The organism is Pseudomonas sp. GM30 (assembly GCF_000282275.2).
In the GTDB taxonomy this organism is placed as follows: domain Bacteria; phylum Pseudomonadota; class Gammaproteobacteria; order Pseudomonadales; family Pseudomonadaceae; genus Aquipseudomonas.
On the sequence record NZ_AKJP02000022.1, the window covers coordinates 179,334 to 206,000 of the forward strand.

Here is a 26,667-nt window from a genome sequence, read left to right on the forward strand (position 1 = left end):
TAGCGGTCTATCAGGTAGAGAATCACTGACTGACACACCGCTATCGCGAGCAGGCTCACTCCTACAATGGATTGTGTGAAATTCGCGGGATAAAAAAAGCCGCAACCCCAAAGGTTGCGGCTTTGTCGTTTCAGCCATCCGGATCAGTGGGCAAACAGCGAGTTGCCCTTCTGCCCCGCCAGCTTCTCCGGCTTGATCAGGAACTTCGCCAGCGCCGGCAGCAGCCACAGCGCACCGAACATGTTCCACAGCAACATGAAGGTCAGCATCAGGCCCATGTCGGCCTGGAACTTGATCGCCGAGAAGATCCAGGTGCACACGCCGATGGCCAGGCACAGACCGGTGAAAAGCACTGCTTTACCGGTGGATTTCAGGGTCTGGTAATAGGCTTCCTGCAACGGCAGCCCGGCGCGCAGGAAACTTTCCAGTCGGCTGTAGATGTAGATGCCGTAGTCCACGCCAATCCCCACGCCCAGCGCCACCACCGGCAGGGTCGCAACCTTGACGCCGATGCCCATGAACGCCATCAGCGCGTTGCCCAGCACCGAGGTCAGCACCAGCGGCAGGACGATGCACAGGGTCGCCGCCCACGAGCGGAAGGTGATCATGCACATCACCGCCACGCAGATGTACACCAGGACCAGAATGGTCAGCTCGGCCTGTTTGATCACTTCATTGGTGGCCGCTTCGATCCCGGCGTTACCGGCGGCGAGGATGAATTCAAGACCGTCCTTGTTGTTGGCCTTGGCGAATTCCTGCACCGCGTGTACCGCACGGTCGAGGGTTTCGGCCTTGTGGTCGTTGAGGAAGATCAACACCGGCGCCAGCGAACAGCTGTTGTTGTACAGGCCGTCGGCGCGGGCGATCGAGTTGTTCAGCACGTCCGGATTGCGCGACAGGGTTTCCCATTTCAGGTTGCCCTCGTTCATGCCCTTGATCATCTGCTTGGACACGGTCACCAGCGAGATTGCCGACTGCACGCCCTCGGTGTTCTGCATCTTCCACATCAGTTCGTCGATCGGCGCCATGGCTTCGTAGCGCGAGCAGCCTTCGGTGGCGGTCTTGACCATCACCACCAGCACGTCGGAACTGGTGGAGTAGTTGTTGATGATGAAGTTGTTGTCCTTGTTGTAGCGCGAGTCCGGACGCAGCTCCGGTGCACCCTGGTCGAGGTCGCCGATTTTCAGGTTCTGGCTGTACCAGAGGCCGCCGCCAAAGGCGATCAGCGCCAGAGCGATGGAAACCGGTGCGACTTTCGGGCTGGCGAAGTTCGACAGGAAGCGCCAGAACGGATGCTCGCGATTGGCGTCCTTCTTGCTCTTGGCAATCGCGCGCTTGCTGATGCCGACATAGGAAATCGCCACCGGCAGCAGGATCAGGTTGGTGAACACGATCACCGCCACGCCGATGGACGCGCCGATCGCCAGCTCGCGGATCACCCCGATGTCGATGATCAACAAGGTGATGAAGCCCACGGCGTCGGCGAGAATCGCGATCATCCCCGGCAGGAACAGTTGCCGGAAAGTGCGCCGCGCCGCAGTCAGGGCGTTGTCCGCCTCACTCGATTGCAGGGCGATCCCGTTGATCTTCTGCACGCCGTGGGAAATACCGATGGCGAAGATCAGGAACGGCACCAGCATCGAATACGGATCCAGCCCGAAACCGAAGAAGTGCATCAGCCCGAGCTGCCAGACCACCGCCACCAGCGTGGTGCTCAACACCGCGACGGTGCTGCGCAGGCAGTTGGTAAACCACAGCAGCAGGATCAGGGTGATGACGAAAGCGATGCCGAAGAACATCACCACCATCACCAGCCCGTCGATCAGATCACCGACCTTCTTGGCGAAGCCGACGATGTGGATCTTGACGTTGGGGTTCTGCGCTTCGAACTTGTTGCGGATCTTGTCTTCCAGTTCATGGGAGAACTGGCGGTAGTCCAGCGCGAGCAATTTGCCCTGATCCTGCGGGTCCGGGTAGGACTCCAGCAGCGGGATGTCGACGATGCTCGACTTGAAGTCGTTGGACACCAGTCGCCCGACCTGCCCCGATTTGAGGACGTTGTTGCGCAGCATGTCGAGGCTGTCTGGCGAGCCGTCGTAGCTCTGCGGGATCACTTCACCGCCGGCAAAACCCTCTTCGGTGACTTCGGTCCAGCGTACGCTCGGGCTCCACAGCGACTTGAGGCCGGAGCGGTCGACGCCGGAGATGTAGAACACCTCGTCGTTGATCTGCCGCAGGGTCTCCATGTACTCCCTGGAGAAGATGTCGCCGTCCTTGGCTTCCACCGAAATGCGCACGGTGTTGCCCAGGTTCGCCAGATCGTTGCGGTGCTCCATCATCTTCTCGATGAACGGATGCTTGAGCGGGATCATTTTTTCGAAACTGGTGGACGGGCGGATCAGCGTGGCTTGCCAGAACAGGAAAATGCTGACCACCAGGCAGATCAGGATCACGGCCGGGCGGTTGTTGAAAATCAGACGTTCGAGGAGCGTCGCTTTGTCCTGCTGAGGAGTGATCAAGGAAGTCATAGCCCCGCCTTCTTATTATTGATTTCGGCGCCGTTTGGCTGCGTGGTGTGCACGCCGCCCTGCCCGGTCAGAATCAGATTGCCGTCGCCGGCCGCTGTCACCGAGGACAGCGAGATGCGGTCCGGGCGATTGAACACGCTGAAGGTTTCGCCGTTGTCGCTGCTGCTGATCACCGAGCCGCCGTTACCGACGATCACGATCGAGCCGTCGGCGAGCAGCGTGGCGCCGGACAGGCCGAACTCCAGCGCACCGCGCGCGGCCTTGAGTTCGACCTGCTGCCAGGTGCTGCCGAAATCGCTGGAGCGATAGAGGTTGCCGCGCAGGCCGTAGGCCAACAGGGTTTGTGCCTGGGCGGTGCCAATCACGCCGAACAGCGAGCCTTGGTACGGACCCTGGAGTTTTTCCCAGGTCTGGCCCCAGTCCGGGGAGCGGAACATGCTGCCCTGCTCGCCGACAATGAACAGACCAGCGTCCTTGACGGCGGCGATAGCGTTGAGGTGGAACTGATCCTGGTTGTCGAGGCGGTCGCTTACATCCTGCCAGTTCTTGCCGCCTTCGGTGGTTTCCAGCAAGGCCCCGTAGGCGCCTACGGCGACGCCGTGGTTGACGTCCTGGAACCAGACGTCGAGCAGCGGTGCTTCGCGCTTGAGGTCTTCGAACTGTTTGCTCCAGGTCAGGCCGCCGTCTTCGCTGGCGAGGATCTGCGCGTCGTGCCCCACCGCCCAGCCGTGCTTGTCATCGACGAAGTACACTGCCGTCAGCAGTTGCCGGGTCGGCACTTTGGCTTGAGTCCAGGTTTTGCCCTGGTCATCGGAATAGAGAATGTGCCCGCGATCACCGACCGCCACCAGGCGGGTGCCGGCGTGGACAACATCGAGTATCAGGCTTTTGGCGGCTTTGGCCGATTCGGTGGAATACACCCCGTCGGCCGGCGCTTCGGCGGCCAGCGCGGGTGCCGACAAGGCAGCACAGCCCAGCAGAGTGAGTGCTGTGGCCAGCAACGCGGTGTTGCGTAACGCCGGCGGGCGGCAACGACTCATAGACCTTCCCCTATTTATTATTGTTAGGCCATTGGGCCTTAGGGCGCCGCAAGGGTGCTCGTGGTGACTGATGGGTCACAAGCATAGCCGTGAAACCCGCAGTCCAGAGCGCCTTGGGAAGCTGGCTCATCCTATCGGGCTTTGGAAACGTCTGACAATCGGCGCCACGTTATCTTTTGTTAACCGAAAGCGGCTCCCTGTAACAAAGGAATTCCCCTGTGGGAGCGGGCTTGCTCGCGAATGCGCTGGGTCAGGCAATGAAGATGTCGACTGAAAGGGCCTCTTCGCGAGCAAGCTCGCTCCCACAGGGGTTGGTGGTGGCTTTGGGATTTGAATACATGACCATTCGCCGGAGTGATGCGGCAAAAGTTATCGGGGGGACTTGCATGATCGGTATTATGGTATACCATCAGACGCACAGACACTCTCAATCCCCCTACGGAGCAGCTCATGAGTTTCGAAATTCGCAAGATCGTCAGCTATGTCGAAGAAACCTTCATCGAAGGCGGCAAGGCCACTGACAAGCCAGTGACCATGGTCGGGCTGGCCGTGGTGATGAAGAACCCGTGGGTCGGCAACGGCTTCGTCGAGGATCTGAAACCGCAGATCCGCGCCAACTGCTCCGACCTCGGCGCCATGATGGTCGAGCGGCTGGTGGGCATCATTGGTGGCGCCGAGAAGATCGAGGCTTACGGCAAAGCGGCAGTGGTCGGCGCCGACGGCGAGATCGAACACGCCTCGGCCGTAATCCACACCCTGCGTTTCGGTAACCACTACCGCGAAGCGGTCAAGGCCAAGAGCTACCTGAGCTTCACCAACAAGCGCGGCGGCCCGGGCACTTCGATCCAGATCCCGATGATGCACAAGGACGACGAAGGGCTGCGCTCGCACTACATCACCCTGGAAATGCAGATCGAAGACGCGCCGCGTGCCGACGAAATCGTCGTGGTGCTCGGTTGCGCCGACGGTGGTCGCCTGCACCCGCGCATCGGCAACCGCTACATCGATCTGGAAGAACTGGCCGCCGAAAAAGCCCAGTAATCACAATAAAAAGGCATTGCAGGAGCGCTCCATGATTCGGCTCACCGCTGAACTCACCCCGGCTGGCACCAGTTACCTGGCGACCGGCCAAGGCCAGCCCGTGGTCTTGATCCACGGCGTGGGCCTGAACAAAGAAATGTGGGGCGGCCAGATCGTTGGCCTGTCTGCCCAATACCAGGTGATCGCCTACGACATGCTCGGCCATGGCGACAGCCCGCGACCGGCCAGCGGCACCGGCCTGCTCGGTTATGCCGATCAGTTGCTGGAGCTGCTCGATCACCTGAATCTGCCCGAGGCAGCGGTGATCGGTTTCTCCATGGGCGGCCTGGTGGCGCGGGCGTTTGCCCTGCACTACCCGGAGCGCCTGCAAAGCCTGGTGGTACTGAACAGCGTGTTCAACCGCAGCGAAGAGCAGCGTGCCGGCGTCATCGCCCGTACCGCGCAGGCCGCTGAACACGGCCCGGACGCCAACGCCGAAGCGGCGCTGTCACGCTGGTTCAGCCGTGAATATCAGGCGGCCAACCCGGCGCAGATCGCGGCCATTCGTCAGACCCTGGCCGGCAATGATCCGCAAGGCTACCTGACCACCTACGAATTGTTCGCCACCCAGGACATGTACCGCGCCGACGACCTCGGCAGCATACAGGCGCCGACGCTGATCGCCACCGGCGAACTCGACCCCGGTTCCACCCCGGAAATGGCCGAGCAACTGGCCCGGCGCATTCCCGGTGCGAAGGTTGCGGTGCTGCCCGAGCAACGGCATATGATGCCGGTAGAGTCGCCGCGCCTGGTCAACCAGACGCTGCTGGAATTTCTCGACTACGCACACTCCCGACAAAACCATATAAAGGGGATCGTTGCATGACACTCGCACGCTTCCAGATGTGCATCGGCGGAGAATGGGTCGACGCCCTCTCCGGCAAGACTTTCACAAGCCTCAACCCGGCCAGCGCGCAAGCCTGGGCCGAACTGCCCGACGCCGATGAAGCCGATGTCGAACGCGCCGTGCAAGCGGCGCAGACTGCCTTCGACAGCCCGGCCTGGCGCGGCCTCACCGCCACTGCCCGCGGCAAACTGCTGCGGCGTCTCGGTGACCTGATCGCAGAAAACAAGGAACAACTGGCGCAGTTGGAAAGCCGCGACAACGGCAAACTGATCCGCGAAACCCGTGGTCAGGTCGGTTATCTGCCGGAGTTCTTCCACTACACCGCAGGCCTCGCCGACAAGCTCGAAGGCGGCACCCTGCCGCTGGATAAGCCCGACCTGTTTGCCTACACCGTGCACGAAGCCATGGGTGTGGTTGCCGCGATCATTCCGTGGAACAGCCCGCTGTACCTGACCGCGATCAAACTGGCGCCGGCCCTTGCCGCCGGCAACACCATTGTGATCAAGCCGTCCGAGCACGCCTCGGCGACCATCCTTGAGCTGGCACGTCTGGCCCTCGAAGCCGGGATTCCGCCAGGCGTGGTCAACGTCGTCACCGGTTACGGCCCGAGCACCGGCGCCGCCCTCACCCGCCATCCGCTGATCCGCAAGATCGCCTTCACCGGCGGCGCGGCCACGGCCCGGCATGTGGTGCGCAGCAGCGCCGAGAACTTCGCCAAGCTGTCGCTGGAACTCGGCGGCAAATCGCCGAACATCATCTTCGCCGACGCCGATCTGGACAGCGCGATCAACGGCGCGATTGCCGGGATCTATGCGGCCTCGGGCCAGAGCTGCGTGTCCGGCTCACGCCTACTGGTGCAGGACGAAATCTACGACGAGTTCGTCAACCGCCTGGTCGAACGCGCCCAGCGCATCCGCATCGGCAACCCGCAGGAAGACCACAGCGAAATGGGCCCGATGGCCACCGCGCAGCAATTGGCGGTAGTCGAAGGTCTGGTCGCCGATGCCATCGCTGAAGGCGCGCGGTTGCGCACCGGCGGCAAGCGTCCGGCCAACCTCGGTGACGGCTGGTTCTACGAGCCGACGCTGTTCGAGTGCGACCGCAATTCGATGAAGATCATGCAGGAAGAAGTCTTCGGCCCGGTGGCGTCGGTGATTCGCTTCAAAGATGAAGCCGAAGCGCTGGCGATCGCCAACGACTCGCAGTTCGGCCTTGCCGCCGGTATCTGGACCCGCGATCTCGGTCGCGCTCATCGTCTGGCGCGGGATGTGCGCTCGGGGATCATCTGGGTCAACACTTACCGTGCGGTGTCGGCGATGGCGCCGATCGGCGGCTTCAAGAACAGTGGCTATGGACGCGAAAGCGGCATCGATTCGGTGCTGGCCTACACCGAACTGAAAACGGTGTGGATCAACCTCTCTCAGGCGCCGATGCCTGATCCGTTTGTGATGCGCTAGGAGTCCTGCGACATGATCGAACCCGGCATTTACAAAGACGTCATGAGCTCGTTTCCGTCCGGGGTCACGGTGGTCACCACCCTCGACCCGGAGGGCGCCATCGTCGGCATCACCGCCAGTGCCTTTAGCGCACTGTCGATTGATCCGGCGCTGGTGCTGTTCTGCCCCAACTACGCCTCCGACACCTACCCGGTGCTGCGCGACAGCAAGAAATTCGCGATCCATTTGCTGTCCGCCGACCAGACCGCTGAAGCCTATGCCTTTGCTGGTAAAGGCAAGGACAAGGCCAAAGACATCCAGTGGCATTTGAGCGAACTCGGTAACCCGATCCTCGCCAAGGCCACGGCAATCATCGAATGCGAGTTGTGGCGTGAATACGACGGTGGTGATCACGCGATCATTGTCGGCGCGGTGAAGAACCTGATCCTGCCCGAGCAACCGGTGACGCCGATGATTTATCACAAGGGCAAGCTCGGGCCGTTGCCAACCCTTGCTTGAAAGAACAATGCAAAACCCTGTGGGAGCTGGCTTGCCAGCGATGACGTCGGAACATTCAACATCAATGCTGACTGAACCACCGCTATCGCTGGCAAGCCAGCTCCCACAGGGATTGAGGTGAGCCGAAGAATATGAGTAACGAAAAGTACGAAAAAGGCCTGAAGATCCGCACCCAGGTGCTGGGCGAAGCCTATGTGCAGCGCTCGATCGAGAACGCCGATGACTTCACCCGCCCGCTGCAGGAAATGGTCACCGAATATTGCTGGGGCCACGTCTGGGGGCGTGAGGGTTTGTCGCTCAAGGAGCGCAGCATGATCAACCTGGCGATGATCTCGGCGCTCAACCGCCCGCACGAACTCAAGCTGCATGTGCGCGGCGCCTTGCGTAACGGCCTGAGTCGTGAGCAAATACGCGAAATTCTGCTTCAGGTCGGTATTTATTGCGGCGTCCCGGCAGCCGTGGACAGTTTCCGGCTCGCCCGTGAAGCCTTCGCCGAAGCCGACGCCGAGGCCTCCAGTTAACCCCTCGGCTGTTTTGATGCCCGTCTGGCATGGACAGCCACAGTAAAGAGCGGACCCCATGAAACGCCAGCCACTCGACGACAGCTTCAAGGTCAATCGCAACCCCGTTACCCTGCGCGAAATCGTGCTGGATAAACTGCGTAGCGCGATCATGAATTTCCAGCTCATGCCCGGCGATCGTCTGGTGGAGCGCGATCTGTGCGATCGCCTCGGTGTCAGCCGCACATCGGTACGCGAAGCCTTGCGTCACCTGGAGTCCGAAGGCCTGGTCGAGTTTGCCGATGCCAAAGGCCCACGGGTGGCGATCATCACTCTCGCCGATGCGGTCGACATCTACGAGCTGCGCTGCGTGCTCGAAGGCCTGATCGTCCAGCTGTTCACCCTGCGCGCCAAGGCCAAGGACATCAAGGCCCTGGAAAAAGCCCTCGACGAGAACCGCAAGGCGCTCAAGGACGGCGAACTGCAGCAGGTGATCGACTCGGTGCAGGGCTTCTACGACGTGCTGCTCGAAGGCTCGGGCAACCACGTTGCGGCCACTCAATTGCGCCAGTTGCAGGCGCGCATCAGCTACCTGCGGGCGACCTCGGTGTCCCAGGAAAACCGGCGCGGCGCGAGTAACCACGAAATGGAAAAAATGGTTGAGGCGATCAAGAGCGGTGATCCGCTGGCGGCGCATCAGGCCTGTGTCGATCACGTACGCGCAGCCGCCGCCGTGGCCCTCGACTACCTCAAGCGCAAGCAGGAAGAGACCGGCGCCACGCCGAACATCACCCTGCCCATCGCGCTGAAAGAACCGCGCATAGGTCACTGACATGTTCAGCCCGAGCTTTTGCCCGAAATGCGGTGGCCCTGACCTCGGTCAGCAGGTGCCGCCGGGCGATACGCACGAGCGCCTGATGTGCCGCGCCTGCGGCTACATCCATTACGTCAACCCGAAGATCATCGCTGGCTGCATCATCGAGCAGGACGGCAAATACCTCTTGTGCCAACGGGCGATCCCGCCACGCCCGGGCACCTGGACGCTGCCGGCCGGCTTCATGGAAAGCGGCGAAACCACGGAGCAGGCGGCGCTGCGTGAAGTCTGGGAAGAAAGCGGCGTGCGCGCGGAAATCGTCTCGCCGTACTCGATTTTCAGCGTGCCGAAGATCAGCGAGGTGTACATCATCTTCCGCGCCATCGCGCTGGAGATCACCGGCCAATTCGGCCCCGAGACCCTGGACTACAAGTTCTTCGCCCCCGAGGACATTCCGTGGGAGCAGATCTATTACCCGGCGATCCGGCAGATTCTCGAGCGCTACATTGAGGAGCGTCAGGCCGGGGTGTATGGGATCTACATGGGCAATGATGACAGCGGCAAGATTCACTTTATCCGCTGATCACATCCCACCCTGCCGGTGCCCCATATTCCCTCACACCCCAACATTCCTGTAGGAGCTGCCGCAGGCTGCGATCTTTTGTACTTTGTAATTTTAAAAAACAAGATCAAAAGATCGCAGCCTGCGGCAGCTCCTACAGGGGTTACGGCGCCAGGCCCTCGACGATGACAATCTCCGCCCTCGCCCATTCCTCGCGATAACGTTTCGCCTCCTGATACGCCGCCGAGTGGTAGCACGCCAGTGCCTGCTCGTAGCTCTCGAATTCGATCACCACGCTACGCTGAGGGGTAGCCCTGCCCTCCAGCGCTTCGCTGCGCCCGCCCCGGGCTAGAAACTTCGCGCCGAACTCGGCAAACGCGGCCGGCGCGCGCTGGGTGTATTGGCTGTAGTGCTCGGCATCGTCGACATCCACGTGGGCAATCCAGTACGCCTTCATAGTGACCTCTTTGTTGATTTTGTATTATGGTATACCAATATTATTTGCAACCAACCCTGAGAGTCCAGCATGGCCTTCAACAGCATCGAAGAAATCCTCGAAGATTATCGCCTCGGCAAAATGGTCCTGCTGGTCGATGACGAAGACCGGGAAAACGAAGGCGACCTGCTGCTGGCCGCCGACTGCTGCACGCCTGAGGCGATCAGCTTCATGGCCCGTGAGGCGCGCGGGTTGATTTGCCTGACGTTGACCGACGAGCACTGTCAACGCCTGGGCCTTGAGCAGATGGTGCCGAGCAATGGCAGCGTGTTCAGCACTGCGTTCACCGTATCGATCGAAGCGGCGGTCGGCGTCACCACTGGCATTTCTGCGGCTGACCGCGCGCGGACGGTCGCGGCTGCCGTGGCCAAAGACGCCCGCGCCGAAGACCTGGTGCAACCCGGGCACATCTTCCCGCTGCGCGCCAAGGAAGGTGGCGTGCTGACCCGCGCCGGCCACACCGAGGCCGGTTGCGACCTCGCGCGCCTCGCCGGTTTCACCCCGGCCTCGGTGATCGTCGAGGTGATGAACGATGACGGCACCATGGCCCGCCGCCCGGATCTGGAAGTGTTCGCGCGTAAGCACGGGATCAAGATCGGCACCATCGCCGACCTGATCCACTATCGCCTGAGCACCGAGCACACCATCGAGCGCATCGGCGAGCGTGAGTTGCCGACGGTGCATGGCACTTTTCGTTTGATCACTTTCGAAGACCGCATCGAGGGCGGCGTGCACATGGCGATGGTCATGGGCGATCTGCGTCGCGAAGAGCCGACGCTGGTGCGTGTGCATGTGATTGATCCGCTGCGTGATCTGGTCGGCGCCGAGTACAGCGGGCCGAGCAACTGGACACTGTGGGCGGCGCTGCAACGGGTCGCGGCGGAAGGGCATGGCGTGGTCGTAGTGTTGGCCAACCATGAATCGTCGCAGGCATTGCTGGAGCGCGTGCCGCAATTGACTCAGCCGCCTAGGCAGTTCAGCCGCTCGCAATCGCGGATCTATTCGGAGGTGGGTACCGGGGCGCAGATTCTGCAGAACCTCGGCGTCGGCAAGCTGCGGCACCTTGGGCCGCCGCTCAAGTATGCGGGGTTGACCGGGTATGACCTGGAAGTGGTGGAGAGCATTCCCTTCACCGAGCATTCCTGAGAAAACGAAGATCACCTGTGGCGAGGGAGCTTGCTCCCGCTGGACTGCGCAGCAGGCCCCTTTTCTGGATAAAGCGAGGGTCGCTTCGCAACCCAGCGGGAGCAAGCTCCCTCGCCACAATTTTTCACCCATCGAAAATCCTTCGGCGGTCAAAAAAGCCCATCTGCCAGATAACCGGTAAGGCAAAGTGCTTGCACAAAGTTTGGAATACCATAATATGATATTCCATAGACCGGACGACCTGAAAAACCGTCCGGCTACTGCTCCCGACAGGCGGGCAACAACGCAAGCCCGCTCAAAAACACAACAATGAGGGCGTGAAAATGGTGTTGAACAAAGCTGCAACCGCGATCTTTTTTGCGGGACTGCTGAGCGTGACCGGCCAGGCTGCAATGGCCGCCGAAAGCGTGAACTTCGTCAGCTGGGGCGGTAGCACCCAGGATGCGCAGAAACAGGCCTGGGCCGATCCGTTCAGCAAGGCGAGCGGCATCACTGTTGTCCAGGACGGCCCGACCGACTACGGCAAACTCAAGGCCATGGTCGAAAGCGGCAACGTGCAATGGGACGTGGTCGATGTCGAAGCCGACTTTGCCCTGCGTGCCGCTTCCGAGGGCCTGCTCGAACCCCTCGATTTCAACGTCATCCAGCGCGACAAGATCGACCCGCGTTTCGTCAGCGATTACGGCGTCGGCTCGTTCTTCTTTTCTTTCGTCCTCGGCTACAACGAAGGCAAGCTCGGCGCCGCCAAGCCGCAGGACTGGACCGCCCTGTTCGACACCAAGACCTACCCCGGCAAACGCGCTCTGTACAAATGGCCGAGCCCCGGCGTGCTCGAACTGGCGCTGCTGGCCGACGGCGTGCCGGCTGACAAGCTCTACCCGCTGGATCTGGATCGCGCCTTCAAGAAACTCGACACCATCAAGAAAGACATCGTCTGGTGGGGCGGCGGCGCGCAGTCGCAACAACTGCTGGCCTCCGGCGAAGCAAGCATGGGCCAGTTCTGGAACGGCCGGATTCACGCCCTGCAGGAAGACGGCGCGCCGGTGGGCGTGAGCTGGAAACAGAACCTGGTCATGGCCGACATTCTGGTGATTCCAAAGGGTTCGAAAAACAAGGACGCGGCGATGAAGTTTCTGGCCAATGCCAGCAGTGCCAAAGGCCAGGCCGACTTCTCCAACCTGACCGCCTACGCCCCGGTCAACGTCGACAGCGTGGCGCGCCTGGATTCGGTGCTGGCCCCGAACCTGCCGACTGCCTACGCTAAGGATCAGATCACTCTTGATTTCGCGTACTGGGCCAAGAACGGTCAAGCCATCGCGACACGGTGGAACGAATGGCTGGTCAAATGAAAATGGCGGCCACTGCGTCCCGTCCCTCCACTGCCACCGGGAGCGCCGCGAGCGCTGCCGGCCCGGCCACAGGCAAGGCCAGTGCAATGGCGCAAGCCCCGTCCCTCAGACAACGCTGGCGCGGCGCCGGCAACCTCGCGCCGGCACTGCTGTTCCTCGGCCTGTTCTTTCTCGCGCCGTTGATTGGCCTGCTGTTGCGCGGCGTGCTCGAACCGACCCCGGGTCTTGGCAACTATGAACAACTGTTCGCCAACTCGGCGTATGCGCGAGTGCTGCTCAACACCTTTTCGGTGGCCGGGCTGGTGACGATTTTCAGCCTGTTGCTGGGCTTTCCGCTGGCGTGGGCGATCACTCTGGTGCCGCGCGGCTGGGGGCGCTGGATCCTCAACATCGTGCTGCTGTCGATGTGGACCAGCCTGCTCGCCCGCACCTATTCGTGGCTGGTTTTGCTGCAAGCCTCGGGGGTGATCAACAAGGCTTTGATGGCGCTGGGCATCATCGATCAGCCGCTGGAAATGGTGCACAACCTCACCGGCGTTGTGATTGGCATGAGCTACATCATGATCCCGTTCATCGTCCTGCCGTTGCAGGCGACCATGCAGGCCATCGATCCGATGATTCTGCAGGCCGGTTCGATCTGCGGCGCGAGTCCCTGGACCAATTTCTTCCGGGTGTTCCTGCCGCTGTGCCGGCCGGGCCTGGCGTCCGGCGGGTTGATGGTGTTCGTGATGTCGCTCGGTTACTACGTCACCCCGGCGCTGCTCGGCGGGGCGCAGAACATGATGCTGCCGGAGTTCATCATTCAGCAGGTGCAATCGTTCCTCAACTGGGGCCTGGCCAGTGCCGGCGCCGCGTTGCTGATCGCGATCACGCTGGTGCTGTTCTACTTCTACCTGAAGCTTCAGCCGGAATCCCCGGTTGGCGCCAGCAACGCGAGGTAAGCCGAGATGCTCCTGACTCCCAATGCCATGAGCCGGCGGATGCGTTTCGGCTTGTATGCCACCACCGGGTTGATCGGTTTGTTCCTGCTGCTACCGATCGTGTTCATCGTGCTGCTGTCGTTCGGCTCGTCGCAGTGGCTGGTGTTCCCGCCGCCGGGCTGGACGCTGAAATGGTACGGCCAGTTCTTCTCCAACGCCGACTGGATGAACGCTGCGGCAGCCAGCCTCAAGGTTGCCGTGCTGACCACGATCTGCGCCGTGGCCCTCGGTTTGCCGACCGCATTTGCCCTGGTGCGCGGGCGCTTTCCCGGCCGGGAAATGCTCTACGGCCTGTTCACCCTGCCGATGATCGTGCCACTGGTGATCATCGCCGTGGCGGTGTACGCGCTGTTTCTCAAGCTCGGTTACACCGGGACGATGTTCGCGTTTGTGGTCAGCCATGTGATCGTCGCGCTGCCGTTCACCATCATCTCGATCATCAACTCGCTGAAGCTGTTCGATCAGTCGGTTGAAGACGCGGCGGTGATCTGCGGCGCCTCACGCCTGCAAGCAGTGTTCAAGGTGACGTTCCCGGCGATCCGTCCGGGCATGGTCGCCGGCGCCCTCTTCGCCTTCCTGGTTTCGTGGGACGAAGTGGTGCTCAGCGTGATGATGGCCAGCCCGACCCTGCAAACCCTTCCCGTGAAAATGTGGACCACTTTGCGCCAGGACCTGACCCCGGTGATCGCCGTCGCTTCGACGTTGCTGATCGGCCTGTCGGTATTGGTCATGGTGATCGCCGCCGCTCTGCGCCGGCGCAACGAAATCAGCGCCTGAGCGCCCAGGAGTACGACATGAGTGCCGTGATCAAAGACGCATCCCAGCAGAGCGACAAACCCCTGGTCAGCCTGCGCAATCTGAACAAGCACTACGGCGATTTCGCCGCCGTGGACAACATCTCGCTGGACATCCAGGACGGCGAGTTCCTGACCTTCCTCGGCTCCAGCGGCTCGGGCAAAAGCACCACGCTGTCGATGCTCGCCGGCTTCGAAACCCCGAGCAGCGGCGAGATCCTGGTCAACGGTCAGTCGCTGGTCAACGTGCCGCCGCACAAGCGCGACATCGGCATGGTGTTCCAGCGCTATTCGCTGTTCCCGCATCTGTCGGTGCGCGACAACATCGCCTTCCCACTGGCGATCCGCAAACTCGCTGCCGCCGAACGTGACAAGCGTGTCGACGCGATGCTGAAACTGGTGCAGCTCGAACAGTTCGCCCATCGCCGCCCTTCGCAACTGTCTGGCGGCCAGCAGCAACGCGTCGCCATCGCCCGGGCGCTGGTCTACGAGCCACGCATCCTGCTGATGGACGAACCGCTCGGTGCGCTGGATAAAAAACTGCGTGAAGACTTGCAGGATGAACTGCGCCAACTGCATCGACGCTTGGGCATCACCATCGTCTACGTGACCCACGATCAGGAAGAAGCCATGCGTCTGTCGCAGCGCATTGCGATTTTCAGTCACGGCAAGATTGTGGGTTTAGGCAGCGGTTATGACCTGTATCAGAATCCGCCGAACGCGTTTGTCGCGTCGTTCCTCGGCAACTCGAACTTCCTCAAGCTCAAGGCCCAAGGCAATGCGGCGGCTTCGTTTGAAGGACAGTCATTGTCGATTCGACTGACCGCTGGGTTGCACACCGAGCAGGATGTGCTGCTGATGGTGCGTCCGGAAAAGGCTGTGGCGCTGAGCGTGCAGCAGGCGAGCGACGAGCCGTTGGCGGCGGGTTGGAATGAGGTGTCGGCGCAGGTTGTGGAAGTGTTGTTCCTTGGCGAAAGCCAGACCTGCAGCGTGGTGACTTCGGGCGGTACTTCGATGACGGTGAAAGCGCTGTCCGCCGCCGGCATGCCGCTCAAGGCAGGCGATCCGGTGCGAGTGCGCTGGGCCACGGCGGATGCCTGCGTCTACACCGAATGGGCTGAAAGCGACCTCAACAAAGCCGCCGGTTCCCACTGACAATCCGTGCAGGAGCTGCCGCAGGCTGCGATCTTTTGATTTTGCTTTTCAAAGATCAAAAGATCGCAGCCTGCGGCAGCTCCTACATGAGATTGCGATTCAACGGTGCCACTCAGTTGATCGGGGTGAAACCTTCAATTTCGTCAGGCCACGCCGTGAGGATCTCGAAACCGGTTTCGGTCACCGCGACCATATGCTCCCACTGCGCCGACAACGAGCCATCCTTGGTCAGTACGGTCCAGCCGTCCGGCATGTTCTTCACATGGCGCTTGCCGGCATTGAGCATCGGCTCGACGGTGAAGATCATCCCCGCCTTGAGCTTCATGCCCTGATTGGGGAAACCGTAATGCAGAATCTGCGGTTCATCGTGGTAGACCTTGCCGATGCCATGCCCGCAGTACTCGCGCACCACGCTGAAACCTTCCTTCTCCGCCAGGCTCTGGATCGCGTGGCCGATGTCACCCAGCGTCGCGCCCGGACGCACCATGCGAATGCCGGCACACATGGCGTCGTAGGTGGTCTTGATCAGGTGCTGCGCCTCCGGCGTCGTCTCGCCGACCACGTACATGCGGCTGGTGTCGCCGAACCAGCCGTCCTTGAGCACCGCGATGTCGAGGTTGACGATGTCGCCGTCTTTCAAAGGTGTGCCCGACGGGATACCGTGGCACACCACGTCGTTTACCGAAGCGCAGACGGTCTTCGGGAAGCCGTGATAACCGACGTTGGCCGGAATCGCTTTTTGCACATTGACGATGTAGTCGTTGCACAGGCGGTCCAGCTCATCGGTGGTCACGCCGGCCTTCACATGCGGCACCAGCATCGCCAGCACTTCAGCGGCGAGTTTGCCGGCCGCGCGCGACTGGGCGATTTCGGCGGGGGTGTTGATCTTGATCTGGTTTCTCATGCGCTGACGGCTTCCTGAGTCAGTTGATGCAGATCCAGCCCGCCGTTCTGTTCGGCGCGGATCAGCAAGCGGCAAATGGCGCTGTGGTCGAGGTTGGGGTGCAGCTCGGCGAGCATGCCGATGCGCATCCAGTGCTCGGCCTGCGCGTTGATCGAGCGGCTGAGCGCGTTGCTGGAGATGCGCAGGTTTTCGTGCATGTCTTCTGAAATCTTTACGATGCCCATATCCGAATCCGATACGAAGTGTATATGGATCGTATATTAGCCAAGGGACGCCCACGATTGCAAACCTTGCGCACGGCTTGCCAAATCGCGGGCAAAAAAAAGCTGCCCAAAGAGGCAGCAAAAACTTTAAGAACACGCGATGTATTGGGAGCAGGATAGTCGCCGGATAATGACAGTGTCATGACAGCCAACAATTCACAGAACCGCCCCTGCCCCGTCATCAGGATGTCATCAAGCGCACCGCAGAATCCTCGCAAACCGTCTTGAGCCTTCGACGGATGTTTGCAGGGATTCCCATGAAAGACGACGCCTCGCTGTTTGCCGCCATCGACCTGGGCTCGAATGCGTTTCGCCTGATGATCGGCCAGTCGGTGCGCAGTCGAAAAGGCTTGATGATTCAGGAGGTCAAAACCCTGCGTGAGCCGGTGCGGTTGGCCGAGGGCTTCGACGGCGGTGCTCTGGACGAAATGGCGCTGGACCGGGGCTGGCAGGCGCTGGCGCGGTTTGGCAAGAAGCTGCGTGGTTTCGAGGCCGGCAAGGTTCGCGCAGTGGCGACCAGCGCCGTGCGCGAGGCCGACAATGCGCAGCTGTTTCTGCACAGTGCCGAGCGTCATCTGGGGTTTCGTATCGACGTCATTTCGGGCCATGAAGAGGCGCAACTGGTGTACGCCGGTGTCGCCCATTCCCTGCCGGGCGCTGAAGACATGCGGTTGGTGGTCGATATCGGTGGTGGCTCCACCGAGCTGATTCTCGGCCAGGGCACACAGCCGCTGCTCACCGAAAGCATCGCCATCGGCAGCGGCACCCTGGGCGCCCGCTATTTCCCCGACGGCCGTATCGCACCCGGTGCGCTGCAGGAAGCCGAGCGCGTGGCGATCCTGCAATTCGAGAAAGTCGCCCGTCGCTATCGTGCGCAGGGCTGGCAGCAGACGATTGGTTCCTCCGGCACGGCGCGGATGCTGGCGAAGGTGCTCAAGGCTAATCGCTTGAATGACTTCGGCCAGGAGGGCATTACCTATGGCGGACTGTTGCGTTTGTCGCTGTTGCTGCTGAAGGTGAAAAACGTTCAGCAGTTGAAGCTGGCAGGCTTGCAGCCGCATCGTCAGAGCATCCTGCCGGGTGGGCTGGTGCTGATGCTGGCGGCGTTCAAGGTGTTCGGGATTTCGCAGATGGCACCGTCGGAACCGGGGCTGCGCCTGGGTGTGCTGCATGGATTGATGAGCCGTCACTGATACCCTGCACACTACATTGTGGGAGCGAGCTTGCTCGCGAAAGCGGTGTATCAGCCAAATACTTATCGGCTGACACGCTGCCTTCGCGAGCAAGCTCGCTCCCACAGGGTTTTGTGGTTGCCTTCTCAGGCCAGTTCTTTGCGCAGCTGACGGGCGGCAGCAACCATATGCACCAACGCCGCCTCAGTCTCCGGCCAGCCACGGGTTTTCAGACCGCAATCCGGATTGACCCACAACCGTTCGGCCGGAATCCGCAGGGCCGCCTTGCGCAGAAGATTGGCCATCTCCGAGGCATCCGGCACTCGCGGCGAATGGATGTCGTAGACGCCCGGGCCGATTTCGTTCGGGTAGGCGAAGGCTTCGAAGGCGTCGAGCAATTCCATGTCCGAGCGCGAGGTTTCGATGGTAATCACGTCGGCATCCATCGCCGCGATGGACTCGATCACATCGTTGAATTCGCTGTAGCACATGTGGGTGTGAATCTGGGTTTCGTCACGCACCCCCGAGGCGCACAGACGGAACACTTCAGTCGCCCAGTCCAGATAGTGCTGCCAATGCGCGCGACGTAGCGGCAAGCCTTCACGGAACGCGGCTTCATCGATCTGCACGATCTTGATTCCGGCGGCCTCCAGATCCACCACTTCATCACGAATCGCCAGCGCCAGTTGCCGCGCCTGCACTTCACGGGACACGTCCTCGCGGGGGAACGACCACATCAGCATGGTCACCGGCCCCGTCAGCATGCCTTTCATGACCTTGTCGGTCAGGCCCTGGGCGTAGCGAATCCAGTCCACGGTCATGGCTTGCGGGCGGCTCAAATCACCGAAGATCACCGCCGGTTTCACGCAACGCGAACCGTAGCTCTGCACCCAGCCGAAACGGGTGAACACGTAGCCGTCGAGTTGCTCGGCGAAGTACTCGACCATGTCGTTGCGTTCGGCTTCACCGTGCACCAGCACGTCGAGGCCCAGTTGCTCCTGGATTTGCACCGCATGGCGGATCTCGCTGTACATGGCTTCGGTGTATTCGGCTTCGCTGAGCTTGCCCTGCTTGAACGACTGACGCGCCAGACGGATCGACGCGGTCTGCGGGAACGATCCGATGGTGGTGGTCGGGAACAGTGGCAGATCGAGGCCGGCGCGCTGCTTGGCGATACGTTGGGTAAACGGCGATTGGCGCTGGCTGTCCTGCGCGGTAATGGCCGCGACACGGGCCTGCACTGCCGGTTTGTGAATACGTGGCGAGGCGGCGCGGCTGGTCTGTACCGAGCGGCTTTGGGCCAAGGCGCGCAGCACTTTCGGCGCTTCCGGCTCGTTGACCGCCTGCGCCAGCACCGCGACTTCCTCGCACTTCTGCACGGCAAACGCCAGCCAGCTTTTCAGCTCGGCATCGAGCTGGTCTTCGCGACCCAGATCCACCGGGCTGTGCAGCAACGAGCAGGACGGCGCGACCCACAGCCGATCACCCAGACGTTCATGCGCATGCTGCAAAGTCGCCAGCGCATGTTCCAGATCGCAGCGCCAGACGTTACGACCGTTGACCACACCCAGCGACAGCACTTTGTAAGCCGGCAGGCGATCGAGGATGGTCGGGTACTGGTCCGGCGCACGCACCAGATCGATGTGCAGGCCATCGACCGGCAGATTGGCAGCCAGCCCGAGGTTTTCTTCCAGACCGCCAAAATAGGTGGCGAGCAGTTTTTTCAGTGGATCACGCTGGATCTGGTTGTAGGCTCGCTCGAAGGCGTTCTTCCATTCCTGCGGCAAGTCGAGCACCAGAATCGGCTCGTCGATCTGTACCCACTCCACACCGAGTGCGGCCAGCCGCGCGAAGATCTGCCCGTACAGCGGCAGCAGGCGATCAAGCAGTTCCAGTTTGTCGAACTCGGCGCCTTTGGCCTTGCCCAGCCACAGGTAAGTCAGAGGGCCGATGATCACCGGTTTGACGTTATGGCCGAGGGCACGGGCCTCTTCGACTTCTTCGAACAACTGTTCCCAACCGAGCTGGAACTGTTGATCGACGCTGAATTCCGGGACCAGATAGTGGTAGTTGGTGTCAAACCACTTGGTCATTTCCTGAGCGTGCGCACCGACGCAGCAATTGTCGCTGACGCCACGGGCCATGCTGAACAGGGTCTGCAGGCTGGCCTTGCCGTCATGCGGACGGAAGCGCTCGGGAATCACCCCGAACATCAGCGAGTGAGTCAGCACGTGGTCGTACCAGGCGAAATCGCCCACCGGCAGCAGCTCGATGCCGGCGTTTTTCTGCAAGTCCCAGTGGGCCTTGCGCAGTTCACGACCCACTTCACGCAGGCCGGCCTCGTTCAGTTCTCCTTTCCAGAACGCCTCTTGCGCTTTCTTCAGTTCGCGGTCGCGACCGATGCGCGGAAATCCGAGGGAATGGGCCAGTGCCATGACAAACAACTCCAATGTCTTGTTGATGGCGGCCATTGTCGAGATCGAGCGCTAGTGAGACAAACTCATTTTAATCTTGATGATCACAAGTTTCCCTCATGATCAGATATCAGCCGTATGTCCGCTGAAAACTCGGTTTGCCCTGCAGGATATTCATCCGCGAATCAAGCTATCGAGCACAGGCACGACGCCCTTTCAATACTCGATGGCGCCTTGATGTAAACCCTCTGAAACCGGGCGCTTGCAGGCTGCGATTCTGTTCTATGGTTAGATCGAAATGGCTGGCGCAGCGGCTGGTTAAAGGTTGCGACGGATCATGTCTAAGCCTATGTTGCACGCGAGCTTTTCCCCGCGAATGGAACGCGATCAACACCACTACAAGAGGTGAAGAAATGTCAAAGGATTCACGCCCTGCCGTACTTGGGCTGATCGGCAATACGCCGCTGGTACAGGTTACCCGCTTCGATACCGGCCTCTGCACACTGTTTCTCAAACTGGAATCACAAAACCCCGGCGGCTCGATCAAGGACCGCATCGGTCTGGCGATGATCGATGCCGCTGAACGCGACGGGCGCCTGCAACCGGGTGGCACCATCGTCGAGGCCACCGCCGGCAACACCGGTCTGGGCCTGGCGCTGGTCGGCCGGGCCAAAGGCTACCGCGTGGTGCTGGTCGTCCCGGACAAAATGTCCACCGAGAAAGTCCTGCATCTCAAAGCCATGGGCGCCGAAGTGCACATTACCCGCTCGGACGTCGGCAAGGGCCATCCCGAGTATTACCAGGACGTGGCTGCACGCCTGGCCAAAGACATTCCCGGCGCGTTTTTCGCCGACCAGTTCAACAACCCCGCCAACCCGCTGGCCCACGAATGCAGCACTGCGCCGGAGATCTGGGCGCAGACCGAGCATGACCTGGACGCGATCGTGGTCGGCGTCGGTTCGGCCGGCACCCTGACTGGCCTGAGCCGTTTCTTCAAACGGGTGCAGCCGGATCTGGAAATGGTTCTCGCCGACCCGGTCGGTTCGGTGATGGCGCAATACAGCCGCGACGGCACGATGCCGACCCCCGGTTCATGGGCGGTAGAAGGCATCGGTGAGGATTTCATTCCGTCGATCACCGACCTCACCAGCGTGCGCCACGCCTACTCGATCAGCGACGAAGAAAGCTTCGACCACGCCCGTCAGTTGCTCAAGGCCGAAGGCATTCTCGGGGGTTCGTCCACCGGCACCCTGCTCGCCGCCGCGCTGCGTTATTGCCGCGAACAGACCGAGCCCAAGCGTGTGGTCAGCTTCGTCTGCGACACTGGCACGCGCTATCTGTCGAAGGTCTACAACGACCAGTGGATGACCGATCAGGGCTTGCTGCAGCGCAAACGCTATGGCGACCTGCGCGATTTGATCGCTCGTCGTTTCGAAGACGGCCGCGTGATCAGCGTCGGCCCCGATGACACCCTGTTGACCGCGTTCCAGCGCATGCGCCTGGCCGATGTTTCGCAGCTGCCGGTACTGGTGGAAGGCAAACAACTGGTCGGGGTGATCGACGAGTCGGACATCCTGCTGCCGGTGCACGAAGACGCTGCGCGCTTCAGTCAGTCGGTCTCCAGCGTGATGACCGACAAACTGCAAACCCTCGCCCCCGGTGCCAACCTTGCCGAGCTGGAAGCGGTGCTCAGTCGCGGCCTCGTTGCAATCATCGCCGACGCCTCGGGCTTCCACGGCCTGATTACCCGCACCGACATGCTCAACCAATTACGGAGATCCCTCGCATGAGTCAGCACGACGATAAATCCCAAGGCTTCGCGACCCGGGTGATCCATGCCGGGCAAGAGCCTGACCCGACCACCGGCGCGCTGATGCCGCCGATCTACGCCAACTCCACTTACCTGCAAGACAGCCCCGGCGTACACAAGGGCTTTGACTATGGGCGCTCGCACAACCCGACGCGTTTTGCCCTGGAACGTTGCGTGGCGGATCTGGAAGGTGGCACTCGCGCGTTCGCGTTCGCTTCCGGGCTGGCGACGATTTCCACCGTGCTCGAACTGATCGATGCCGGTTCGCACGTGATCTCCGGCAACGACCTGTACGGCGGCACGTTCCGTCTGTTCGACAAGGTGCGTCAGCGCAGTGCCGGGCATCGCTTCAGCTACGTCGATCTGACTGACCTGGCGGCGTTCGAAGCGGCGCTGCAGGACGACACCCGCCTGGTGATTGTCGAATCACCGACCAACCCGCTGCTGAGCCTGTCGGATCTCGCCGCGATTGCGCGCATCTGCCGCGCACGCGGGATCATCAGCGTCGCCGACAACACCTTCGCCAGCCCGTATATCCAGCGCCCGCTGGAGCTGGGTTTCGACATCGTGCTGCACTCGACCACCAAGTACCTGAACGGTCACTCCGACGTGATCGGTGGTATCGCGGTGGTTGGGCAGAATGCCGAACTGGCGGACAAACTCGGCTTCCTGCAGAACGCCGTCGGCGCGATTTCCGGGCCGTTCGACGCGTTCCTGACCCTGCGCGGGGTCAAGACCCTGGCGCTGCGCATGGAGCGTCATTGCAGCAACGCGCTGGAACTGGCCAAGTGGCTGGAGCAACAACCGCAGGTCAAACGCGTCTACTACCCGGGCCTGCCGTCGCACCCGCAGCATGAGTTGGCCAAACGGCAGATGCAAGGTTTTGGCGGGATGATCTCGGTGGATCTGAACAGTGATCTGGATGGCGCACGGCGCTTTCTGGAAAACGTGAAGATCTTTGCCCTGGCCGAGAGCCTGGGCGGCGTCGAAAGCCTGATCGAGCACCCGGCGATCATGACTCACGCGACCATTCCTGCTGACACCCGCGCGAAACTGGGCATCGGCGATGGCCTGGTGCGTCTGTCGGTGGGGGTCGAAGACCTCGAAGACCTGCGCGCCGATCTGGCCTACGCGCTGACCAAAATCTGATCCTGCAATAACGACAAAGCCCGCAGCAATGCGGGCTTTGGTGTTCGAGTAGGCGGCCAGTGCTGGTCTCTGGCTTACAAGGTTTATCGGGCCTCTCACAGTACAAAAGCAACCATGGAAAAAGAGCGGTGCTTTGCTGCCTCACACGGCATAAGGGCTGGATCTCAGCGCGGAGATCTTTCTAACCGTGTACCCTTCGGAACGCGCCCCACGTCCCCTTGCTATCCGCTTGCGCATCAGTCTGCGTCTTCGCCTACACCTTTGAGGCTAGCAAAATCCATCGAATGATGGTCAGGTGTTTTTAGACTGATTTCCTTCAAGCGCCCCTGCGCAAGGAAGTTAACCGACTATCACTTCCTCCCCCGGCCAGCCATGGTCCGTGTTTAACGATCTATACTTTTCAGTTCGCTATCGCGGTTTCATGCAATACGTCGACACCCGTGCGCGTTACCGTGCGCCCGTGCCAATCGCCAATCAGGTCAACCCCGGGCCAACGGAATGCTGTGTGGCTGATGGGTCGTGGAGAAAATCATGAAACACACGCTTTTATCAGGCGCCGTTCTTGCGGTCGCGGCGACCGTGATGTTGCCAACGGTCTGGGCTGCGCAGCCGCAGGCTGTGGCCTCTGATGGTTCGGATCATGTGGGGGCTGGTGCAGTGGCGTCGGATGGCTCTGATCATGTGGGGGCTGGCGCAGTGGCTTCCGATGGTTCCGATCATGTCGGCGCTGGCGCAGTCGCCTCGGACGGTTCTGATCACGTTGGCGCTGGTGCAGTGGCGTCCGATGGTTCCGATCACGTCGGCGCTGGCGCAGTCGCCTCGGACGGTTCCGATCATGTCGGCTCTGGTGCAGTCGCCTCGGACGGTTCTGATCACGTTGGCGCTGGTGCAGTGGCGTCCGATGGTTCCGATCATGTCGGCGCTGGTGCTGTGGCATCCGATGGCTCCGACCACGTTGGCGCTGGCGCAGTGGCTTCCGATGGCGCCGATCATGTCGGCGCCAATACTCTGGCCTCAGACGGCACCGACAAGGTCGGCGCCAATCGCTATGCCTACACTCGCGTCGGCGTCGGTTCTGATCGCGTCGCTTCGGCGCTGATGACCGGCAGCTATTCCGACCAGTTCAACTCTCCTCAGTAATCGGCGCGGGGCGACCCATTGGGTCGCCTCTCCCTCCGCCGCACTAGCACATTTGTGCTAATCGACCGCCCCGCCCACCGGCGTTATATTCCTTCGCAACCCCCGATGCTCCCCAACATTGCCGCTGTGCAGTGCGCGGGATCGTTGTGCCTGGAAATCAGAACAACACCAAGGAAGAAACGCCATGAAACTCCATTCCAACCTGTGCAAAGTCGCCATCGTCAGCGCTCTGCTGCTTGGCGCCAGCGGCTGCCAGACCGCCAAACCTACCGAAGCCAGCATGAAAGAACGGGCCCAGACGGTCATCGGTAAACCGGTGTCGAAAATCGACAACATCCGCAGCGACAGCACCCTCACCTACTACACCGCGTACACACCGGCCGGCGAGTACAACTGCGAGTTGCCCAGCGGCGCGATTATCGCCGTGGCGAGCATGGGCATCATGACCCCGCCGCTGTCCTGCCTGCCGAAAGGCGCCTCACCGATCCCGGTTCAGTAATTCATTTTCTCGGTAAAGGACTACGTTTCATCATGAAAATCCTGATTGCTTCTCTCACCCTCACTGCCCTTGCCCTGACCGGCTGCGCCACGCCCAAACAGTGGGAAGCCACCGGCGGCAGCAAGAACGACGGCGTGGTTCAGGTCTCATATGAACTGGGCCAGTTCGAAAGCGGCCAGACCAACGCCGCGCAAGGCCTCACTGTCGCCATGGAGCGCTGCAAGACCTGGGGCTACAAGAACGCCGAGGTCACCGGTTCGGAGAAAAACATCTGCCGCACCATGGGCCAGTTCAACTGCCTGCAAACCACCATCACTCAGGACTACCTCTGCAAGCGTTGAGTCAAACCTGCTCGGCCGGCTCGGTTTGCCGGTCGCGCAGGCTGCGCAAGGTCGCGCGCAGCTCGGCCGGGCGCACCGGTTTGGACAGGATGGCAATTTGGCGGTCGTGCAAGGCCGCCTGTATTTTTTCCATGTCATGCCCGGTGATGATCATCGCCGGCACCGCAAAACCCCGATGGCGCCGCACCTCGTCAATGCACTCGATACCCGTGGAATGTGTACCCAGATCGTAGTCGGCGACGATGATGTCGCAATCGGTGCGCAGATTCTCTCCGCTCAACTCGCCCTGCACCACGCAGCCCCAGCGCTCGAGCAGCGCCGAGGTTGCCAGCAAGACGTTGCGATCATCCTCCACCAGACACACCTTCAGCCCGGTCAACAGGCCGGCCTGCCGCACGTCGTCACGCATGACCGGCAACTGCGGCGCCACGGCCACCGGCAAGCCATACAGGGAGACCGCCGTGCCACGCCCAAGCTGCGAGCGCAAGGCCACATCGACGCCGATCAACTGCCCCAGACGCTTGACGATCGACAGCCCGAGGCCGACGCCTTCCACGTCCTTGTCCCGCACCTGACGCACTCGGTAAAACTCCTCGAAGACCTTCGGCAGATGCTCCTCGGCAATGCCGTTGCCACGGTCATAAATCACGATGGCCAGCCCGCTGCCGCGTTTGCGCACGCCGATCAGCACCGGGCGTTGCGCGCCGTACTTGAAGCAGTTGGAAAGTACGTTCTGCACCATGGTCGCGAGCAACGCCGGATCGCTCTGCACCCAGTGCTGGCACGGACGCAGACGCAACTCCACGCCCGCCCAGCGCGCCGCCTCGGCGTTCTGGCGGATCAGGTCGGCCAGCCACTCGCCGAGATTGAACACTTGCAGCCTGGGCAAAATGCGCCCGTTGTCGAGGGTGTAGAGATCAAGAATCGAACGGAACAACTGCGAGACGTTGAGCAGCGAACGGTCGATGTTGTCGACCAGTTGCCGCTCCTGCTCGCCCAGCCGCGACTCGCGCAGGCACGCGGTAAACAGGCCGATGGAGTGAATCGGCTGGCGCAGATCATGGCTGGCCTGAGCGAGAAACCGCGACTTTTCCAGATTGGCCGCGACCGCCTCTTCGGAAGCCTTGCGCGTGCGCTCCAGCAGCAAGTGTGCGTAGAACGGGATCACCGTGCTGGTGAGCATCAACATCAGCACCATGTACGGTTGCGCCTGCCATACCGGCGTCAACCGATAAACCGCCAGCAACGCCAGCAGCGCCAACCCCGTGGCAATCGCCAGATAACGCGAGCCGTAGCGCATGCCATTACCGAGGTTGACCCAGATGATCACCGCGTACAGCGGCAACGCCGCTTCACCGCCGAGCACCAGGCCGAAACAGGTGCCAGTGTAATCGTGGACCATGGCAAAAATCCGCCGCGCCGGGTAATGCCCCGGCCAGCGCGCAATAGCCTGGCGCAAGACAATCGACGCCAACAGAAACAGCGCGATGTAGATCACCACCGGCAGATAGACATCGAAGCGCTGACCCGGCAAGACACCGAGCACGCAGATGTAAACCATGGCGATGCTGGCGATGATAATCCGCAGATTGGCCTGATCCAGCTCAGTGTTTTTCTCGAACTTCATGGGCAACGTCCTTGTGCGACAGTCATCAGATTCAGCAGCGGTCGGCAGGCAATCTGCGTTTGCGGTGCTAAGGTGCATGCCGTAAACCACGCTGATCCAGGG

At 61.3% G+C, this 26,667-nt stretch carries 25 protein-coding genes; 18 read left to right on the forward strand and 7 right to left on the reverse strand.

Annotated elements, in window-relative coordinates; genetic code table 11:
• Positions 1-143: 143 nt before the first annotated feature.
• A complete protein-coding gene (locus tag PMI25_RS14115) occupies positions 144-2,528 on the reverse strand; it encodes an efflux RND transporter permease subunit (RefSeq protein ID WP_007968624.1) in 2,385 nt (794 codons plus the stop codon).
• On the reverse strand, positions 2,525-3,568 hold the full coding sequence (locus PMI25_RS14120) for a WD40/YVTN/BNR-like repeat-containing protein (RefSeq protein ID WP_007968625.1): 1,044 nt from the start codon (positions 3,566-3,568) through the stop codon (positions 2,525-2,527). The genes PMI25_RS14115 and PMI25_RS14120 overlap by 4 nt, the downstream gene beginning before the upstream one ends.
• A 450-nt stretch (positions 3,569-4,018) precedes the next feature.
• Here PMI25_RS14120 and PMI25_RS14125 point away from each other — a divergent pair, with 450 nt between their 5' ends.
• From PMI25_RS14125 to PMI25_RS14155, 7 genes are all read left to right on the forward strand, one after another.
• The gene (locus PMI25_RS14125) at positions 4,019-4,609 is read left to right on the forward strand and encodes an amino acid synthesis family protein (RefSeq protein WP_007968626.1); all 591 of its coding nucleotides are present in this window, start codon (positions 4,019-4,021) and stop codon (positions 4,607-4,609) included.
• A gap of 31 nt (positions 4,610-4,640) precedes the next feature.
• Positions 4,641-5,474: an alpha/beta fold hydrolase gene (locus PMI25_RS14130; RefSeq protein WP_007968628.1), complete on the forward strand. Its 834-nt coding sequence runs from the start codon at positions 4,641-4,643 to the stop codon at positions 5,472-5,474.
• A complete protein-coding gene (locus tag PMI25_RS14135; protein ID WP_007968630.1) occupies positions 5,471-6,952 on the forward strand; it encodes an aldehyde dehydrogenase in 1,482 nt (493 codons plus the stop codon). The genes PMI25_RS14130 and PMI25_RS14135 overlap by 4 nt, the downstream gene beginning before the upstream one ends.
• Positions 6,953-6,964: 12 nt before the next feature.
• Positions 6,965-7,450: a flavin reductase family protein gene (locus PMI25_RS14140; protein WP_007968633.1), complete on the forward strand. Its 486-nt coding sequence runs from the start codon at positions 6,965-6,967 to the stop codon at positions 7,448-7,450.
• A gap of 131 nt (positions 7,451-7,581) precedes the next feature.
• On the forward strand, positions 7,582-7,971 hold the full coding sequence (locus PMI25_RS14145; RefSeq protein ID WP_007968634.1) for a carboxymuconolactone decarboxylase family protein: 390 nt from the start codon (positions 7,582-7,584) through the stop codon (positions 7,969-7,971).
• A 58-nt stretch (positions 7,972-8,029) separates the two neighbouring features.
• The gene (locus tag PMI25_RS14150; protein ID WP_007968636.1) at positions 8,030-8,782 is read left to right on the forward strand and encodes a GntR family transcriptional regulator; all 753 of its coding nucleotides are present in this window, start codon (positions 8,030-8,032) and stop codon (positions 8,780-8,782) included.
• A gap of 1 nt (position 8,783) precedes the next feature.
• Positions 8,784-9,347, forward strand: a complete 564-nt coding sequence (locus PMI25_RS14155) for an NUDIX hydrolase (protein ID WP_007968637.1) — start codon at positions 8,784-8,786, stop codon at positions 9,345-9,347.
• Positions 9,348-9,489: 142 nt separating this feature from the next.
• Here PMI25_RS14155 and PMI25_RS14160 read toward each other — a convergent pair whose 3' ends face one another.
• Positions 9,490-9,783 (reverse strand): DUF1330 domain-containing protein, encoded by a 294-nt coding sequence (locus PMI25_RS14160; RefSeq protein ID WP_007965711.1) that lies wholly within the window; start codon positions 9,781-9,783, stop codon positions 9,490-9,492.
• Between the two features lie 69 nt (positions 9,784-9,852).
• Here PMI25_RS14160 and ribBA point away from each other — a divergent pair, with 69 nt between their 5' ends.
• The 5 genes from ribBA (at position 9,853) to PMI25_RS14185 (ending at position 15,246) form a co-directional block, all read left to right on the forward strand.
• Positions 9,853-10,968 carry a bifunctional 3,4-dihydroxy-2-butanone-4-phosphate synthase/GTP cyclohydrolase II gene (gene ribBA, locus PMI25_RS14165; RefSeq protein WP_007965713.1) on the forward strand — a complete coding sequence of 372 codons (1,116 nt, stop codon included), beginning with the start codon at positions 9,853-9,855 and terminating at the stop codon, positions 10,966-10,968.
• A gap of 323 nt (positions 10,969-11,291) precedes the next feature.
• On the forward strand, positions 11,292-12,317 hold the full coding sequence (locus tag PMI25_RS14170; RefSeq protein ID WP_007965715.1) for an ABC transporter substrate-binding protein: 1,026 nt from the start codon (positions 11,292-11,294) through the stop codon (positions 12,315-12,317).
• Positions 12,314-13,258: an ABC transporter permease gene (locus PMI25_RS14175; protein ID WP_007965717.1), complete on the forward strand. Its 945-nt coding sequence runs from the start codon at positions 12,314-12,316 to the stop codon at positions 13,256-13,258. Before PMI25_RS14170 ends, PMI25_RS14175 begins: the two co-directional genes overlap by 4 nt.
• A 6-nt stretch (positions 13,259-13,264) precedes the next feature.
• Positions 13,265-14,074, forward strand: coding sequence for an ABC transporter permease (locus PMI25_RS14180; RefSeq protein ID WP_007965718.1), 810 nt, complete (start codon positions 13,265-13,267; stop codon positions 14,072-14,074).
• 17 nt (positions 14,075-14,091) lie between these two features.
• Positions 14,092-15,246: an ABC transporter ATP-binding protein gene (locus PMI25_RS14185; RefSeq protein ID WP_007965720.1), complete on the forward strand. Its 1,155-nt coding sequence runs from the start codon at positions 14,092-14,094 to the stop codon at positions 15,244-15,246.
• 112 nt (positions 15,247-15,358) lie between these two features.
• On the opposite strand, the gene map is transcribed toward PMI25_RS14185, so the two are convergent.
• Entirely contained in the window at positions 15,359-16,150 is a 792-nt protein-coding gene (map, locus tag PMI25_RS14190) for a type I methionyl aminopeptidase (protein WP_007965722.1), read from the reverse strand.
• Positions 16,147-16,374 carry a ParD-like family protein gene (locus tag PMI25_RS14195; RefSeq protein ID WP_003225727.1) on the reverse strand — a complete coding sequence of 76 codons (228 nt, stop codon included), beginning with the start codon at positions 16,372-16,374 and terminating at the stop codon, positions 16,147-16,149. Before PMI25_RS14195 ends, map begins: the two co-directional genes overlap by 4 nt.
• Before the next feature lie 296 nt (positions 16,375-16,670).
• On the opposite strand from PMI25_RS14195, the gene PMI25_RS14200 reads away from it, so the two are divergent.
• Complete coding sequence (locus PMI25_RS14200) at positions 16,671-17,606, forward strand: Ppx/GppA family phosphatase (RefSeq protein ID WP_007965726.1); 936 nt, start codon at positions 16,671-16,673, stop codon at positions 17,604-17,606.
• A 125-nt stretch (positions 17,607-17,731) separates the two neighbouring features.
• Here the strand turns inward: PMI25_RS14200 and metE are convergent, their stop codons facing one another.
• Positions 17,732-20,020, reverse strand: a complete 2,289-nt coding sequence (metE, locus tag PMI25_RS14205; RefSeq protein ID WP_007965727.1) for a 5-methyltetrahydropteroyltriglutamate--homocysteine S-methyltransferase — start codon at positions 20,018-20,020, stop codon at positions 17,732-17,734.
• A gap of 392 nt (positions 20,021-20,412) precedes the next feature.
• Here metE and PMI25_RS14210 point away from each other — a divergent pair, with 392 nt between their 5' ends.
• From PMI25_RS14210 to yecR, 5 genes are all read left to right on the forward strand, one after another.
• Positions 20,413-21,789 carry a pyridoxal-phosphate dependent enzyme gene (locus PMI25_RS14210; protein ID WP_007965728.1) on the forward strand — a complete coding sequence of 459 codons (1,377 nt, stop codon included), beginning with the start codon at positions 20,413-20,415 and terminating at the stop codon, positions 21,787-21,789.
• Positions 21,786-22,958 (forward strand): cystathionine gamma-synthase, encoded by a 1,173-nt coding sequence (locus PMI25_RS14215; RefSeq protein WP_007965729.1) that lies wholly within the window; start codon positions 21,786-21,788, stop codon positions 22,956-22,958. Before PMI25_RS14210 ends, PMI25_RS14215 begins: the two co-directional genes overlap by 4 nt.
• Before the next feature lie 531 nt (positions 22,959-23,489).
• Positions 23,490-24,098, forward strand: coding sequence for a hypothetical protein (locus PMI25_RS29485; protein ID WP_007965730.1), 609 nt, complete (start codon positions 23,490-23,492; stop codon positions 24,096-24,098).
• 184 nt (positions 24,099-24,282) lie between these two features.
• Positions 24,283-24,597: a hypothetical protein gene (locus tag PMI25_RS14225; protein ID WP_007965731.1), complete on the forward strand. Its 315-nt coding sequence runs from the start codon at positions 24,283-24,285 to the stop codon at positions 24,595-24,597.
• A 32-nt stretch (positions 24,598-24,629) separates the two neighbouring features.
• Positions 24,630-24,938, forward strand: coding sequence for a YecR family lipoprotein (gene yecR / locus PMI25_RS14230; RefSeq protein WP_007965732.1), 309 nt, complete (start codon positions 24,630-24,632; stop codon positions 24,936-24,938).
• Between the two features lies 1 nt (position 24,939).
• On the opposite strand, the gene PMI25_RS14235 is transcribed toward yecR, so the two are convergent.
• Entirely contained in the window at positions 24,940-26,565 is a 1,626-nt protein-coding gene (locus PMI25_RS14235; protein WP_007965733.1) for an ATP-binding response regulator, read from the reverse strand.
• Between the last annotated feature and the right edge of the window lie 102 nt (positions 26,566-26,667).